The sequence below is a fragment of the Paraburkholderia sp. SSBN10T genome, from assembly GCF_056619545.1.
Genome location: NZ_JBWQQI010000020.1, coordinates 159,392 through 174,964 on the forward strand (window position 1 = coordinate 159,392; position 15,573 = coordinate 174,964).

Consider the following 15,573-nt stretch of genomic DNA (forward strand, 5'->3'; position numbering starts at 1 on the left):
AACGGCGCGGGGCCTTCCTCCATCAGGAGTCGCAACGATCGTGCCGGGAAGCGCGGCGTCGCCCAGAGGCCTGGCAACAGGGCCGTGTCGCGCATAGGGGGCAACGCGGGACGTCGGCTGGAAAGCCGGTGAGGCGCTTTTACAAAAGCTGGTAATTCCCACCGGGCTGAACAGGGTCGCCGGACGCGCAAATAACCGACGTTCGGCCCACGCGCACGATCGCTCGCCAGCCACGGCCAGTCCCAGCCACCTCCAGCGCAATCAAGCCGCGGGATGCGCGCTGGTTTGCGCCAGATCGTGCTGAATGTCCTGCAGCAGCTTGTCGAGCAGGGCGATATCGAAGGGCTTCGACAGCACCCGCACGTTGACGTGACGCGCGCGGTCGAGCTCTTCCGCGTAGCCCGTGACGAGGATCACCGGCAAGCGGCTTTCGAACGCCTGCACCGTTTCCGCCAGATCGATGCCGTTCGTGGTTCCGGGCATGTGGATATCGGAAATCACCAGGTCGAAGGGCAATGGCTCGTGCCTGGCGTGCGCGTCGTCGAACAGACGCAGGGCAGTATCGGCGTTGAATACGCAGGTGACCTGGTGGCCCATCATCTGCAGCAAGGCTTCGGTGCCGGCGGCGACTTCGTCGTTGTCCTCGACCAGCAGGACGCGCAGGCCGTGCGGCGCGCCCGCTTCCTCGACCGCCGGCTCGGTGGCGGGACGCTCGGCCTCCGGGGCGGCCGCCGCCCGCGGCAGGTAGAGGCGCACCGAGGTGCCGGCGCCGATCGCGCTGTCGATTGCGGCGAGGCCGCCGGAGCGCTCGCAGAACGCGAACACCTGTGGCAGGCCGAGGCCCGTGCCCATGCCTTTCGGCTTGGTCGTGAAGAGCGGTTCGAAGGCCCGCGCCAGCACTTCCGGCGGCATGCCGACACCGGTGTCCTCGAGCGAGACCTGCACGAAGTCGCCGGTGAGCGGAAACCCGTCCTCATGACGGAACGTGATGTTGGCCGCCCGTACCGTGAAGCGGCCGCCATTGGGCATCGCGTCGCGCGCATTGACGGCGAGGTTGATCAGCGCGAGTTCGAGTTCGGCGACGTCGACCCGCATCGGCCAGACGTCGGGGCCGATATCCATCACGAGCGAGATCTTCGCGCCCAGCGACGCGCGCAGCAGTTCGCGGCAGGCCGGCAGCCACCGGTCGACGGCGAGCGTTTCGCTGCGCAGCGGCTGTTTGCGCGCCACGCCGAGTAGCTGGCGCGTGAGCGACTGGCCGTTCTTGAGCGCCCGCTCGATGGCCGACAGCTCGCGATCGAGCCCCGGTGCGCCGCGCCGCCTTGCAATCTGCACGTTTGCCGAGACGATCATCAGCAGGTTGTTGAAATCGTGCGCGACACTGCCCACCAGATTGCCGAGCGCTTCCATCTTGCGCGACTGCCGGTAGGCGGATTCGATCGAGCGGCGCATCGACGCTTCGGCCTGCCAGCGCTCCCACGCTTCCTCTTCCGCGCCCAGACGCCGCAGCGACAGCCAGATCACGCACCACAGCACGATGGAGGGCGTGAACATCGAGAGAATCAGCACGCTCAGATGACGGTACCAGGCCGCCCAGATCGCCGAGGTGCGGTAGCCGCACGACACGTACACCGGATAGGCGCCGACGCGCCGGTAGGCGACGATCAGATTGTCGTTGTCGAGCACCGAGTGCATCCGGACCACGCCGGCGCGGCTGCCCTGGGTGAGGGCGTCGATGAACGGCGTATGCGGCGCGACCATGGTGGGCTGGCCGGGCGCGGACGGGTAGTGGGCGAGGATCGAGCCGTCGGCGCGGGTCAGCCCCATCGTTATCGGCGCGTCGTTGCCGCCGAGCAGTTCCTGATAGAACCTGGTGAAATAACCCGGCCGCAGCGCGACGGAAACCACCCCGGCAAAGGTGCCGTCCAGATCGCGCCGCGCCACGCCGGTATTGAAGACGTTCTCGCCGGCGACCTGTCCCATCATGTCCTTCGAGACGTGCTCGAGCACCTTGCCGTCGCGAATGCCGGTGAAGTCGTCGCGTTCGGCAATCGACACCGACGGGGCGGGGTAAAAACGGCTGCTCGCGAGCAAGGCGCCGTCCCGGCCGAAAATCGACACCGCCGCGACCTGCGGATAGCCACCGCCCATGGTGCCCAGTTTCGTGTGGATCTCGGCCTGGCGGGTGCGGATGCCGTCGTCGTCGAGGCCTTGCACCAGGTCGACGACGCGTGCATCGAGCGCCTCGTTCATGTCGAACACTTTCAGCGCATGTTCTTCGGCGACGCGCACGGTGCGCAGCGTCAGGTCGGTGGCGTCGGCTTCGCGGGCCCGCAGGTCGCCAAACGCCATGGTCACGACGTAGACGCACGGCAGGACGATGGCCGCGACCAGCAACGCGATCAGCGTCATGCGCCGGACATGGAAATTCTGTTCCGGCACAACCGGGAACAGCGCCTCGTCCTGCCGGTTGGAGGAGAGGCGGCTCGCTTCGCGCGGCTCGGACCGGTCGGGTGTCATCTTCAAATAGCGCTGCAATCGTCAGGGACGGAAAATCTTACGGTTACCATAATACGAGAACCCGGAATTTGCCGGGTAGGATCTCTTGAGCCGGTAACAATAGACCGTAATCGATATGCGGAAGTTTTTTTCCAAACAGCGACGAATCCAGAAGCGCAAACGTACACAAAAGTATAAACAGCGTAATTTTCCCGTCTGATGATTTGAAAGAATCCCAAAATTGGCATTACATGAGTAATTCCTGTTCGTTAAATCGTTATTGGCGAGTTGCCTTTCCGTCAGTTTAATTTGAGAATCTTGCCACGATAAATATTGCGTCCGCCATGTTCGGATGCTTGTGCCGCGAGGGCCAGCCAAACAACGCATAGCAAGCGTGACGGAGGGGGTTCGCGGAAACGCGCGCGGCAGGTCGATAGACTCCCGATCCACCCGGCCGCGCAGAACCACCTACGGGGTAGGCCGAACATGCTGGTCTTCGTTATCGTCCCGCGTGCGCTCATGCGCATGCGCAGCATTCCCGTCGCACGCGCCCGCGTGCGCGGCGCCCCCTGCTTTTCGCAATCTGCACTCCCGCTCGCACCGGAGTATCCTTCGGGCCATTCCTGTTCAGCCCGCTAAAGAATCTCTGATCTGCGCCGTTAACGCGACCGAGCCAATCCCGCTTTTCGACCCTCCGCCATGTCATTGCCCATTGTGATCGCCGACGATTCGCTGCTTGCCCGCAAGGTGCTCACAAAGGCGCTGCCGCCGGATTGGGATGTGGACGTCAGCTACGCCTCCAACGGGCGCGAAGCGCTCGCGCTATACCGCGAAGGCAAGGCGTCCGTGATGTTCCTCGACCTGACGATGCCGGATCTGACCGGCTATCAGGTGCTGGAGGCGATGCAGCACGAAGACCTGAACACGTTCGTGATCGTCGTGTCCGCGGACGTGCAGCCGATGGCGCAGGCGCGCGTGCGCACGCTCGGCGCCGTTGCCTTCATCGCCAAGCCCGTCACCCCCGAGGCGGTACTACCCATCCTCAAGGAGTACGGGTTGTATGTCTGAGCCAGTCCTCAACGAAGATCGGCGCGACGCGCTGCAGGAGGTCGCCAACCTCGCAATGGGCCAGGCCGCGACACGTCTGGCGCGATTGCTCGATACGTTTATCGAGTTGTCGGTGCCGCGGGTGCAGGTGGTGGAGGTGAGCGAGGCGGCGGCCGCCTTGCGCGAGATGACCGGCATCCAGGAGCCGGTGAGCGCGGTGCGTCAGGGCTTTCGCTCCGACATCAAGGGCGAGGCGCTGGTGATTTGCCGCAGCGGCAGTATCGAGCAGCTTTGCGGGCTGGTGAACGACCCGTATCCGCGTTCTGCCTATGAGAAGGTCAGCCAGCAGGAGCTGATTTTCGACGTCGCCAACGTGCTGACGGGCGCATGCGTTTCATGCATTCTCGAACAGCTCGGTCGCACGCCGGTGTTTTCGGCGCCGGGACTGCTCGGCGATTCGATGTCGCTCGACGACGTGTTTCAGCCCGGTGTGCTCGCCTGGGAAGTTGCGCTGCTGGTCGAAGTCAATTTCGCGCTCGAAGACCAGAGTTTTCGCGCCCACCTTGTCATGCTGATGGCTGAAGAATCGATCCGCCATATGAATCACGCGCTTGACGCGTTGCTGTCCAGTCTATGAATGTTCCCCCAGCTTCGTTGAGCGATCTCGTTGTCGAGCGCGTTGGTTTCGGCATCTTTGTCCTCGATCGCGAGATGAACGTGTTGATGTGGAACCGCTTCATGCAGGACCACAGCGGTCTGTCAGCCGAGAAGGTGGTCGGCAAGTCGATTTTCGCCAGTTTCCCCGAGTTGCCGCGCGTGTGGCTGACCCGCAAGCTCGAGAGCGTGTTCCAGCTCGGCAGCTTTGCCTTCAGTTCGTGGGAGCAGCGTCCCTATCTGTTCAAGTTCGACCATGACCGGCCGATCACCGGCGGTGTCGATTTCATGCAGCAGGATTGCACCTTCATGCCGCTCATGCGCGAGCGCGAAGTGGTGGCCGTGTGCGTGACCATCTCCGACGTGACGCACGTGAGTATCGTGCAGCGCGAACGCGAAGATGCGGTCGCCAAGCTGCAGGAGTATGCGGACCGCGACGGCCTGACCGGCATTGCGAACCGGCGCTATTTCGAAGCGCGGCTGCGTGACGAATACACGCGCTGGCAGCGCTACGGCGGCGAGATGTCGGTGCTGCTGTTCGATCTGGATCACTTCAAGAAGATCAACGACCAGTTCGGCCACGGGGTCGGCGACACGGTGCTGCGCGAGATGGCGCAGCGGGTCGCCCAGGTCGTCAGGGTGCAGGACACGTTCGGCCGGTTCGGCGGCGAGGAATTCGCCTTGCTGCTGCCGTGCACGCCGATCGAAGATGCGATGCTCGTGGCCGAAAAGATCCGGCACACGATCAGCGACGCACCGGTCGACGTGCAGGGCGTGTCCGTGCCGGTGACCGCGAGCGTCGGCGGCGCTGCGGCGCGGGTTGGCGTGCCCAGTTACGACGTGCTGATCAACGAAGCCGATGCGGCGCTCTACAGCGCCAAGCGCCAGGGGCGCAACCGCTCGATCGCGTTTATCTGAGCTGCCGCGCCGCGGAGTGCCACCGCGCCGTGCCGCGTGTAACCCGCCTTAACGGTGGATTCCACCCTCAAACTGCGTTATCCCGTAAAGGTTGTTATACTTTTCGCCGTTTCCGGCAACCCTTGCCGGTGTATTCGCGCGTGTCCGCGCGCGCGGCTTACCCTGCGGGTAGGCACGACTTCTGACTACTTCTTGACCGCCTCCAGAGGGCCCCTCAGCGGAGATCGTCTTGGCTGTTTCCAATCTTGTCGTGGACGATACAGAAACCGACGCCGCTGCCGCCACATCGGGCAGCTCGTTTTATCTTGCGATGCGCATCCTGCCGGCCGCACAGCGCGACGCGATGTATCAGGTCTACGCTTTCTGCCGCGCTGTCGACGATATTGCCGACAGCGACCTGCCGCGCGCCGAGCGTTCGGCGGGGCTCGAGCGCTGGCGCGCCGACATCGACGACTGCTATGCAGGCGCGCCGCGCCCTTCGTTGCGCGCGTTGACGCGGCACATTCACACGTTTCATCTGCAACGCGAGGATTTTCACGCGATGATCGACGGCATGGCGATGGACGCCGCCGCCGATATCTGCGCACCGGACGAGGACACCCTCGACCTGTATTGCGACCGCGTCGCCAGTGCCGCCGGCCGTCTATCGGTGAGGATATTCGGGATGCAGGAAGAGCCGGGGCGTTTGCTGGCGCATCACCTGGGCCGGGCGCTGCAGTTGACCAACATCCTGCGCGACATCGACGAAGACGCGGATATCAACCGCTGCTATCTGCCGCGCGAGCTGCTTGCGCTGGAAGGCATCGCCACCACCAGCCCGGCGACGATCGCCGACGATCCGTCGCTGCCGCGCGTCTGCACGAAGCTGGTGGCGCGGGCTCGCGAGCACTTTGCCCAGGCCGACGCGATCATGGACGCCGCCCCGCGCAACCAGGTCCGCGCGCCGCGCATCATGTCCGGGGTCTATCGCTGTCTTCTCGATCGTACCGTTGAGCGCGGCTTCGATCTGCCGCGCACGAAGGTCAGCAAGCCGCGTGCGCGCCTGCTGTGGATCGTTGCCCGGTACGCTTTCTTCTGATGCCGAAGCTTGTCCACGTGATCGGCGCGGGCCTCGCGGGCCTCGCCGCCGCCGTGCAATTGCAGCGGCGCGGCGCGCAGGTCGTGTTGCACGAGGCAGCTTCGCAGGCAGGTGGACGGTGCCGCTCGTACTACGACGGTGCGCTTGGCATCACGATCGATAGCGGCAATCACCTCGTGCTGTCGGGGAACGAGGCGACGCTGAATTACCTGCGCGCGATCGGCGCGGCCGACGAACTGAGCGGCCCGGCGCAGCCCGAATATCCGTTCATGGACCTCGCCACACGGGCGCGCTGGAGCGTGCGCCTGTCGGCCGGACGCTTGCCGTGGTGGGTCTTCGATCAGGCGGCACGGGTGCCGAGTACGCATCCGAGCGACTACCTGATGCTCGCCCCGCTGCTGTTCGCCAAACCGGGCCGGACCATGGCGCAGACCATGCGTTGCGACGGCGTGCTGTGGGACCGTCTGCTGCAGCCGCTGTTCCGGCTCGTGCTGAACCATGAGCCGCGCGGCGCGAGCGCCGAACTGGCCGCTGCGGTGGCGCGCGAGACGCTCGTTGGGGGCGGTTCGGCGTGCCGGCCGCTGCTGGCGCGCAACGGCCTGAGCAGCGCTTTTGTCGAGCCGGCCTTGCGGCTGTTGCAGCATGGCGGCGTGGCGATCCGGCTCGGCGCGCCGTTGAAGGCAATCGAGTTCGATGCGGCCGGTCGTGTCGGCGCGTTGCAGTTTGCCGACGACCGCATCGCGCTTGAAGCCGGCGCAGCGGTCGTGCTGGCGGTGCCGCCAGAGGTGGCGCAGACGCTCGTCCCCGGTCTGCAGGCGCCGCGCCACCATAGCGCCACCGTGAGTCTTCACTTCGCGGTCGAACCGCCGTTCGGCGTGCCGCCGCTGATGGGGCTGCTGAACGGCACCGCCGAGTGGCTGTTCGCCTATGAAGGGCGGCTCTCGGTGACGATCAGCGGCGCCGAGCGGTTCGTCGATACCCCGCCCGACGCGCTCGCGAAAACGGTCTGGGGCGAAGTGGCCCAGGCGGCCAGCCTACCGCCCGAGCCGATGCCGGCCTGGCAGGTCGTGACGGAACCTCAGGCGACCTTTGCGGCGCTGCCTGGCGAGGAGATGCGTCGTCCGGCCACGCGCACACGCTGGAATAACCTGATGCTCGCGGGCGACTGGACGGCCACCGGCCTGCCCGCGACGATCGAAGGGGCGATCCGCTCCGGCCAGAAGGCCGCGGATATGCTGCTGAACGAACCGATGGAACGCAGATGAACGATATTTCCCTTGCTCCGACCATGAGCGACGACTCACACGACTCCGCCGCCCCACTGGAAGCCGCCGTCACACGCGCAACCGACGCGATTCTCGAGGCGCAACGCCCGGATGGCCACTGGGTCTACGAACTCGAAGCCGACGCGACGATCCCCGCCGAATACGTGCTGCTGGTCCACTACCTCGGCGAAACGCCGAACGTGGAGCTGGAGCAGAAGATTGCCCGCTATCTGCGCCGCATCCAGTTGTCCAATGGCGGCTGGCCGCTCTTCACCGACGGCGCGCTCGACGTCAGCGCGAGCGTGAAGGCGTACTTCGCGCTGAAGATGATCGGCGATCCGGAAGACGCCGAGCACATGCGCCGCGCCCGCGAGGCGATTCTCGCGCATGGCGGCGCGGAAGCGTCGAACGTGTTCACGCGGATTCTGCTGGCGCTGTTCGGCGTGGTGTCGTGGTACGCCGTGCCGATGATGCCCGTCGAAATCATGCTGCTGCCGCAGTGGTTCCCGTTCCATCTATCGAAGGTGTCTTACTGGGCGCGTACGGTGATCGTGCCGCTGCTGGTGCTCAACGCCCGGCGGCCGGTGGCGCGCAACCCGCGCGGCGTGCGCATCGACGAACTGTTCCACGGTGCGCCCGTCACGACCGGCCTGCTGCCGCGTGCGCCGCATCAAAGCCAGGGCTGGTTCACGTTCTTCCGCGGCGTGGACAACGTGCTGCGTCTGGTCGACGGGCTGTTTCCGAAGTACACGCGCGAGCGTGCGGTCCAGGCGGCTCTCGCCTTCGTCGACGAGCGTCTGAATGGCGAAGACGGGCTCGGTGCGATTTTCCCGGCCATGGCCAACTCTGTGATGATGTACGACGTGCTGGGTTATCCGGCCGATCATCCGAATCGTGCGATTGCTCGCCAGTCGATCGACAAGCTGCTGGTCATCAAGGATGACGAAGCATATTGCCAGCCGTGCCTGTCGCCGGTGTGGGATACCTCGCTTGCCGCGCACGCGCTGCTCGAAACCGGCGACCCGCGCGCCGAGGCGGCGGCCGAGCGCGGCCTGCAATGGCTGCGCCCGTTGCAGATTCTCGACGTGCGTGGCGACTGGATCTCGCGTCGTCCGAACGTGCGCCCCGGAGGCTGGGCGTTCCAGTATGCGAATCCGTACTATCCGGACGTCGACGATACGGCGGTGGTCGTGATGGCGATGCACCGCTCGGCCGCGCTCACGCAATCGAACGTCGACGGCGAAGCGATTGCCCGCGCGCGCGAATGGGTGGTCGGCATGCAGAGCAGCGATGGTGGCTGGGGCGCTTTCGAACCGGAAAACACTCAGTACTACCTGAACAACATTCCGTTCTCCGATCACGGCGCGCTGCTCGATCCGCCTACTGCCGATGTGTCGGGCCGCTGCTTGTCGATGCTCGCGCAACTGGGCGAAATGCCCGCCAACAGCGAGCCGGCGCGTCGCGCGTACGACTACATCCTCAACGAGCAGGAGTCCGACGGTAGCTGGTATGGCCGCTGGGGCATGAATTACATCTACGGCACGTGGACGGCGCTGTGTGCGCTGAACGCGGGCGGTATCGCACACGACGACCCGCGTATGAAGCGCGCTGCGCAGTGGCTCGTATCGATCCAGAACGAAGACGGCGGCTGGGGCGAGGACGGTACGAGCTACAAGCTCGACTACCGCGGCTACGAGCGTGCCCCGAGCGTGGCGTCGCAGACGGCCTGGGCGCTGCTGGGACTGATGGCGGTGGGCTGCGTCGAGCATCCGGCAGTGGCGCGCGGCGTCGAGTACCTGCTGCGCGAGCAACGCGAGCACGGCCTGTGGGACGAAACCCGTTTCACCGCCACGGGCTTTCCGCGCGTGTTTTATCTGCGCTACCACGGCTACCGCAAGTTCTTCCCGCTCTGGGCGTTGGCGCGTTACCGCCAACTGAAACGTGACGGCGTGACGCGCGTCGTGGTCGGGATGTGATGGTGTTTTCGTCGACCCGCTCCAGCGCTTCCAGGCAGTCGTCTGCGTCGTCCCAGCCCGGCGGCTTGCCCGTGATCGCAGTCACCGGCATGGCCTTCGAGGCGCGCATCGTGCGCGGCGAGGGCATCGAAGTCGTGTTTGCGGCGCGTGCCGATCTGCTCGAGCGGGCGCTGAGCGCGGCGCTGGCGCGCGGTTGCTCGGGCATCATCAGCTTCGGCACGGCCGGTGGCCTCGCCCCCGATCTGGAGCCGGGAGCGGTGATCGTTGCGAATGCCGTCGAAGGTCCGCTCGGGCGCTTCGCCACCGACGTGCTCTGGTCGGAGCATCTGGCCGCGGCGTTGGCCGCGACGCCGCTTGGCGCTCGCTTGCGGCGCGGCTTGCTGGCGGGCGTCACGGCGCCGCTGACGGGCGCCAACGACAAAGCCGTGCTGCATCGGTCGAGCGGCGCGCTCGCGGTCGACATGGAATCGCACATTGCCGGGGCCATTGCTGCCGCGCACGGCGTGCCGTTCGCCGTCTGCCGGGCGATTGTCGATCCGGCGTGGCGCACCTTGCCTTCGGCCGCCACGGCCGGCTTGCGCGACGATGGCAGCACGGCGATTGCGCCGATCCTGCGCGAACTGCTGAAACAACCCTCCCAACTCGGGCCGCTGCTGCAGGTTGCCGCTGATGCACGTGCCGCCCGCACGGCGCTGGTTCAGGCGCGGCATGCGCTGTTTGCGGCCGGCGCGCTGCAGCGGGCCGGCTGAAAAAGGGTGCGCCGAAGCTCGTAAAGACTGCCTGAAACGACCCCAAATGGTTGGTCCGGGCTTTTTTGATGCACTAGGGAAAACCCTTATATTTGGTACAATATAGGTATTAACCCTAGGTTCCGGTTTCGATGCCGGCCCGCACTACCTCACACGAGGGGTACCAAATGAATTTCCACACCAGAAAGTGGGTCAAGCCCGAAGATCTCAACCCGAACGGCACGCTGTTCGGCGGCAGCCTGCTGCGCTGGATCGACGAAGAAGCGGCTATCTACGCGATTTGCCAGATGGACAACCAGCGCGTGGTGACCAAGTTCATGTCCGAGATCAACTTCGTCAGCTCCGCGCGCCAGGGCGACATCATCGAACTCGGCATGACGGCGACGCATTTCGGTCGCACGTCGATCACGCTGCGCTGTGAAGTGCGCAACAAGATCACGCGCAAGAGCATCCTCACGGTTGAGAAGATGGTGTTCGTGAATCTCGACGAGAACGGCGACCCGGCGCCTCACGGCCGCACGCAGATCCGCTATGCGGACGAAGCGTTCCAGGACTATCGCGCTGGCTCGGAGCCAATGACGCAGGCGGTGGCGAGCGCCGAAGAAACGGTGGCGGCGCGCCTCGAAGCCGATACGATGCACTGAATGCGGTTAGTGCCTGGCGCGCTGCAGACGTGACGGCAGCGGGTGCGGTGTGCATGGCGTGCGCACGGGTCTTCCGAGACGAAGCCGCACTGTTGTTGGCAAAGTCAGCGCTGAAAATGAAACAGCCCGACCGGTGTTAGCCGGTCGGGCTGTTTTGCATTTGTTGGCTGCGGCGGTTGATGTGTCGCCGCGCCAACGAACAGTCTGCGTTGCCGCGCGACCGGCAACGACTACTGTTTGGGCGGAACCGACGCCGCTGTGCCGGAGGCCGCAGCGGCCGCCGCCGGAGCGCTGGCAGCCTTTGCCGCGCTCGCGCTGAGCGCGCCTTGCGCCGCTTGGCCTTTGTCCACAGGGCTTGCTGCCGCACCCGGTGCGGTGCTTGACGCGCCGTTGGCCGGCGCGGCCGGCGCCGACGAATCACCCGGATCGGTGTAGTTCGGCAAGTCCGCAGGTGCGGCGCCCGACGCGCCGTTAGCCGGTGCCGCCGGCATCGCCGAATCACCCGGATCGCTGTAGTCCGGCAAGCCGGCCGGCGCGGTGCCCGATGCCCCCGAAGCCGGCGCCGTGTTCGCGCCGCCTTGTGCATCCGGGTCGCCGTAGTTCGGCAGCGGCGCGGGCGTCGAACTGGAACCGCGCAGCAGCGACTGGCGCTGCTGCGTATAGGCGTCGCGCACGAACGAGTACTTGTCGAGCGCGGCTGCCTCCAACAGACTGGTCGCGCCGAGCAGATCGGCACGCGCGCTGACGAACTGCACGACGTACAGCGGATTGCGCGCCGGGGGGTCCATGTAGTGCATCAGGTTGAAGCGGAAGTCGACCACATAGCCTGTGCTGTCGCGCACCGAGCTCGGTCCGAACAGCGGCAGCACCAGATACGGGCCCGCCGGCACGCCCCAGCGTCCAAGCGTCAAGCCGAAGTCCTGGTGGTGTTTCGGCAAGCCGGCCGGCGTGGCGAAGTCGATCAGACCGCCAATCCCGAACGTCGAGTTCATCGCGAAGCGCATCACGTCTTCGGTCGCATCCGTGATCTTCAACTGCAGCAGGTTGTTGGCAGCGTTGCCCAGATCGCCGAGGTTCGAGAAGAAGTTGCTGATGGCCTGGCGCAGCGGCTGCGGCGTGACCTTCTGATACCCCTTCGCCACCGGCTGGGCGATGGTCCGATCGATCGCGTCGTTGATCTTGAAGATCTGGCGGTTCATGGGTTCCAGCGGGTCGCCCGGTTTGCGGTCGGGGCCCGTCGCGCACCCTGACACAACGCCTGCAACGAGCAGGGCCAGGGCGGTGTTTCGCATCCTCATTTCGTGATTCCTTGCTTTTCTTTCGATGCGCGACGCGCGCGCGGCTTACCCATCAAGACAGGCTGAAATACCACGGCGCCGATTAGCGTGCAGAAGAGGGATAGCGCGAGCAGCCGCCCCATGCTCGACGTGCCCGGATGATGCGACAACCAGAGGCTCCCGAACGCGGTCGCGGTGGTGGCAGCGCTGAACATCACGGCATGGGTGAGACTCGACTGCAACAGGCCCGTCTGCCCGTTGCGCCACGCCATGACAAAGTAGATCTTGAATGCGACGCCTACGCCGAGCATAAGCGGCAACGCGATGATGTTGGCGAAATTAAGTGGCATGCCGAACACAACGCACAACTCAAGCGTCACCAGCGCCGACACCAGCAGCGGAATCAGCGTACGCAGCACGTCGCCGATACGCCGCAGCGCCAGCCACAACAGGATGGTGATCGTCAGCAACGCCCAGCCGGCTGCCTGCAGGAACGCCTTGATGATTACGTCTGCGGAATGCAGGATCGAGATCGTGCCGCCGATCGCCCCCGGCTCCGTGGCCTTCACCGCATGGGCGAAGCGGCGCAGCATCGTATCGTCGCCGGGGTCGGCGCCCGGCAAGACCTTGGGCGCGATGTCGACCAGCGCGCGGCCGTCGGCCGAGACCCAGTCGCGTGAGATTTCAGGCGGCACAGTGGCGCGGGTGATCTCGGTGGGCTGCAGCAGCGAAGCGAGTTGCTGCAACGCGATCTTCAGCGTGCCGGCCATGGCGGTTTCGGCGCGCTCGCGCGTGGCGGGATCGGCGGCGGCGAGCTTCTGCAGCGTCGCCGACAGGTGCTGCGCTTCGGCTGCGCCCGGACCCGGATGATCCTCGGCGGCGAGCACCAACTGGTTCGCCACCCGCTTCAGTGCGGCGACGCGCAACGCGTCGCTCGACGGCGCTGCGGGCGTCTGCGTCAGCGCGGGCAGCAACTGCTGCGCCGCGCTATTGATCAGCAGCAGCTTTTGCGACTGATCGCCCGGAATGAAGGTGCTCAGTGTCGTGACGAGGCCCACTTCCGGCAGCTTCCTCAGACGCGCCGCGATCTGATCCGCAGCCGCGAGCGAAGGCGCCAGCACGTGCACGTTGTTGACCGCGGCTTCGGGCGAATCCTTGAGCGAGAGCAGGGTCGCCATCGATTCCGTATGCGGGTCTTTCAGGTGCAGCGGATTGAAGTCGAAGCGCAGATGGGTCAGCAACGGCAGCGCGCCGACCACGACCACCAGCGTGCCGATCAGGACGGGCTTGCGGTTGCGGTCGAGGTAGTCGTCGACCGGCGCCAACTGCTTGAACCCGGGTGCGGCGGCTTCGCCGGGCGGATTGAAGATCTTCAGGAGTGCCGGAAACAGCGTCATGTTGGTCAGATACGCGACGAACATGCCGACGCCGGCGATTTGCCCCAACTCCGCGACCCCGCGGTAGGCGGTGGGCAGGAACGAGAAGAACGCTTCGGCGACGGCGACCGCGGCGAGCGTCAACGGCACGCCGATCGTGCGCGCGGTATTGGTGAGCGCGGTGGCCAGATGGGGCTCGTGATAGCGCTCTTCGCGGTACTTGACGCCGAACTGAACCCCGAAGTCGATCCCGAGCCCGACGAACAGCACCATGAACGCGACCGAGATCATGTTGAGCGCGCCGACCATCATCAGACCGAGAGCGGCGGTAATGGCGAGGCCGACAAACAGCGTGATGAACACGGCGACGATCATGCGACCCGAGCGCAACGCGAGCCACAGGATCACCAGCACCACGATGAAGGTAATGATGCCGTTTAGCGCGGCGCCGTCCTGTACCGAGGCGAACTCTTCGTCGGCGAGCGGCTGTTCGCCGGTCAGGCGGATCGACGCGCCGTAGTGGGCGCCGAGATCGAGCGACGCCGCGGTGGCGCGGATGGCGGCGGAAGCGCGGGCGCCCGGTTCGAGCGCGCCGTAATCGACCACCGGCTGCACGGTGATGAAGGCCCGGGCCGGGTTGATGGAGGCGTCCTTGTCGACCAGCGCGCGCCACGAGAGGGCGGCCGGCTCGCCGGCGAGCACGCGGTCGAGCACAGTAGCGCTTTGCGAGAGCAGACGGCTCATGTCGCCGAGCTTCACCTGGCCGAGCTGGAGGGGCAGCAGGAGGCTGGTGTTGAGGACCCCTGCGAGACCGGTGAGGCTGGGGTCCTTGGCCAGCGCATTGACGAGCGGGCGCGACTGAACGAGCTGTCCGGTGGTGGACTGCACCTCATCGAGCGATGGGAACAGCAGGCCGTTGTGCTCGAAGAACGGACCGCCGGACGGTTGCGTGACGGCGACGAACTCCTTGGGCTGATTCTTGAGCGCGGCGGTGAGTGCGTTGGCGGCGGCGTCGGCGAATTCGGGAGCGCGCGCTTCGACGACCACGAGCACGGTTTGCCCGCGTTGCGGGAATGCATTGTCGACGGCGTCGTCGAGTGACGACCAGTTCTTGTCGGTTTCGACGAGACGGCTGATATCCGTGTTGATCTTGAAGTGATTGACGACGTAGAAGCCGCTCAGGACCGCAAGGATGAGCGAGAGGACGATGACGCGCAATGGGCGGCTCACCGACCAGGCGACGAGGCGGACGATAGAAGACTTCAGCATGTAGGCGAGTAGGGCCCTGTCACGGATGGCGTTTTTGGCATAAGGGCATAAGTATACCGACGTGGCGCTGATTGGCTCAGGTTGTGGGGCACGGACGGAACGTCAAAGTCGGTATACTGACCTTCAGCGTGGCCCAGCGGGCCATCCAGTGGTCATATTTACTGTCTTGATGAGCTTATGAAACGTTATCTGTCTGCTTTTGTGGCAACGGCGGTGATTTCCACCGCGGCTTTTGCGCAAACTGCCCCTGATGCGGTGGTAAAGAGCGCGGTTGAAGGTACGGTGAGCGCGATGAAGGCCGATCCACAGGCGCGCAGCGGCGACATGGGCAAGATTACCCAGGTGGTGGTAACACATTTCGTGCCCGCAACGGACTTTCAGCGTACGACGCGCATTGCTGTGGGCAAGGCGTGGACCACGGCGACGCCGGAGCAGCAGAAGCAGTTGTACGAGCAGTTTCAGACGTTGCTGGTGCGGACTTATGCGGCCTCATTGGCGCAGTTGCGGGATCAGGATGTGAAGTTCCAGTTTGCGCAGGCGAGTGTGACGGCGGGCGGCAAGGATGCTGTGGTGCAGTCGCATGTGCTGAGCAACGGTGGGGATGATTCGGTCGGTTATCGGATGGAGAAGACGGATTCCGGCTGGAAGATTTACGACATCGACATGATGGGGGCCTGGTTGATTCAGGTTTATCAGACGCAGTTTGCGGATCAGCTTGCCAAGGGCGGGGTTGATGGGTTGATTAAATTTTTGACTGAGCATAATGCTCGGAGTGCGGGCTGATTTTTTTGCCTGTGCGGCGCTTGGGTTGTTGTGCCTAC

The 15,573-nt window shown here is 65.1% G+C and carries 12 protein-coding genes; 9 read left to right on the forward strand and 3 right to left on the reverse strand.

The genetic code is table 11. From position 1 onward, the window contains the following. Positions 1-261: 261 nt before the first annotated feature. Positions 262-2,520: a hybrid sensor histidine kinase/response regulator gene (locus AC1ECK_RS27290; protein ID WP_480324753.1), complete on the reverse strand. Its 2,259-nt coding sequence runs from the start codon at positions 2,518-2,520 to the stop codon at positions 262-264. 678 nt (positions 2,521-3,198) lie between these two features. On the opposite strand from AC1ECK_RS27290, the gene AC1ECK_RS27295 reads away from it, so the two are divergent. The 8 genes from AC1ECK_RS27295 to AC1ECK_RS27330 all read left to right on the forward strand — a co-directional run bounded on the left by AC1ECK_RS27295 (position 3,199) and on the right by AC1ECK_RS27330 (position 10,830). After that, complete coding sequence (locus AC1ECK_RS27295; RefSeq protein ID WP_480324726.1) at positions 3,199-3,567, forward strand: response regulator; 369 nt, start codon at positions 3,199-3,201, stop codon at positions 3,565-3,567. Beyond that, complete coding sequence (locus tag AC1ECK_RS27300; RefSeq protein ID WP_480324728.1) at positions 3,560-4,183, forward strand: chemotaxis protein CheC; 624 nt, start codon at positions 3,560-3,562, stop codon at positions 4,181-4,183. Before AC1ECK_RS27295 ends, AC1ECK_RS27300 begins: the two co-directional genes overlap by 8 nt. Beyond that, the gene (locus AC1ECK_RS27305) at positions 4,180-5,118 is read left to right on the forward strand and encodes a sensor domain-containing diguanylate cyclase (RefSeq protein ID WP_480324730.1); all 939 of its coding nucleotides are present in this window, start codon (positions 4,180-4,182) and stop codon (positions 5,116-5,118) included. Before AC1ECK_RS27300 ends, AC1ECK_RS27305 begins: the two co-directional genes overlap by 4 nt. A 229-nt stretch (positions 5,119-5,347) precedes the next feature. Then, a complete protein-coding gene (gene hpnD, locus AC1ECK_RS27310; RefSeq protein WP_480324732.1) occupies positions 5,348-6,196 on the forward strand; it encodes a presqualene diphosphate synthase HpnD in 849 nt (282 codons plus the stop codon). Next, the gene (hpnE, locus tag AC1ECK_RS27315) at positions 6,196-7,461 is read left to right on the forward strand and encodes a hydroxysqualene dehydroxylase HpnE (protein WP_480324734.1); all 1,266 of its coding nucleotides are present in this window, start codon (positions 6,196-6,198) and stop codon (positions 7,459-7,461) included. Before hpnD ends, hpnE begins: the two co-directional genes overlap by 1 nt. Then, the gene (shc, locus tag AC1ECK_RS27320; RefSeq protein WP_480324736.1) at positions 7,458-9,437 is read left to right on the forward strand and encodes a squalene--hopene cyclase; all 1,980 of its coding nucleotides are present in this window, start codon (positions 7,458-7,460) and stop codon (positions 9,435-9,437) included. Before hpnE ends, shc begins: the two co-directional genes overlap by 4 nt. Beyond that, on the forward strand, positions 9,437-10,186 hold the full coding sequence (locus AC1ECK_RS27325) for a phosphorylase (protein ID WP_480324738.1): 750 nt from the start codon (positions 9,437-9,439) through the stop codon (positions 10,184-10,186). The genes shc and AC1ECK_RS27325 overlap by 1 nt, the downstream gene beginning before the upstream one ends. Positions 10,187-10,353: 167 nt before the next feature. Next, positions 10,354-10,830 (forward strand): acyl-CoA thioesterase, encoded by a 477-nt coding sequence (locus AC1ECK_RS27330; protein ID WP_480324739.1) that lies wholly within the window; start codon positions 10,354-10,356, stop codon positions 10,828-10,830. A gap of 230 nt (positions 10,831-11,060) precedes the next feature. Here the strand turns inward: AC1ECK_RS27330 and AC1ECK_RS27335 are convergent, their stop codons facing one another. Next, the gene (locus AC1ECK_RS27335; RefSeq protein ID WP_480324741.1) at positions 11,061-12,128 is read right to left on the reverse strand and encodes an MlaA family lipoprotein; all 1,068 of its coding nucleotides are present in this window, start codon (positions 12,126-12,128) and stop codon (positions 11,061-11,063) included. Continuing rightward, positions 12,125-14,752, reverse strand: a complete 2,628-nt coding sequence (hpnN, locus tag AC1ECK_RS27340; RefSeq protein ID WP_480324743.1) for a hopanoid transporter HpnN — start codon at positions 14,750-14,752, stop codon at positions 12,125-12,127. Before hpnN ends, AC1ECK_RS27335 begins: the two co-directional genes overlap by 4 nt. 177 nt (positions 14,753-14,929) lie before the next feature. Here hpnN and AC1ECK_RS27345 point away from each other — a divergent pair, with 177 nt between their 5' ends. Continuing rightward, complete coding sequence (locus tag AC1ECK_RS27345; RefSeq protein WP_480324745.1) at positions 14,930-15,535, forward strand: MlaC/ttg2D family ABC transporter substrate-binding protein; 606 nt, start codon at positions 14,930-14,932, stop codon at positions 15,533-15,535. Positions 15,536-15,573 lie beyond the last annotated feature (38 nt).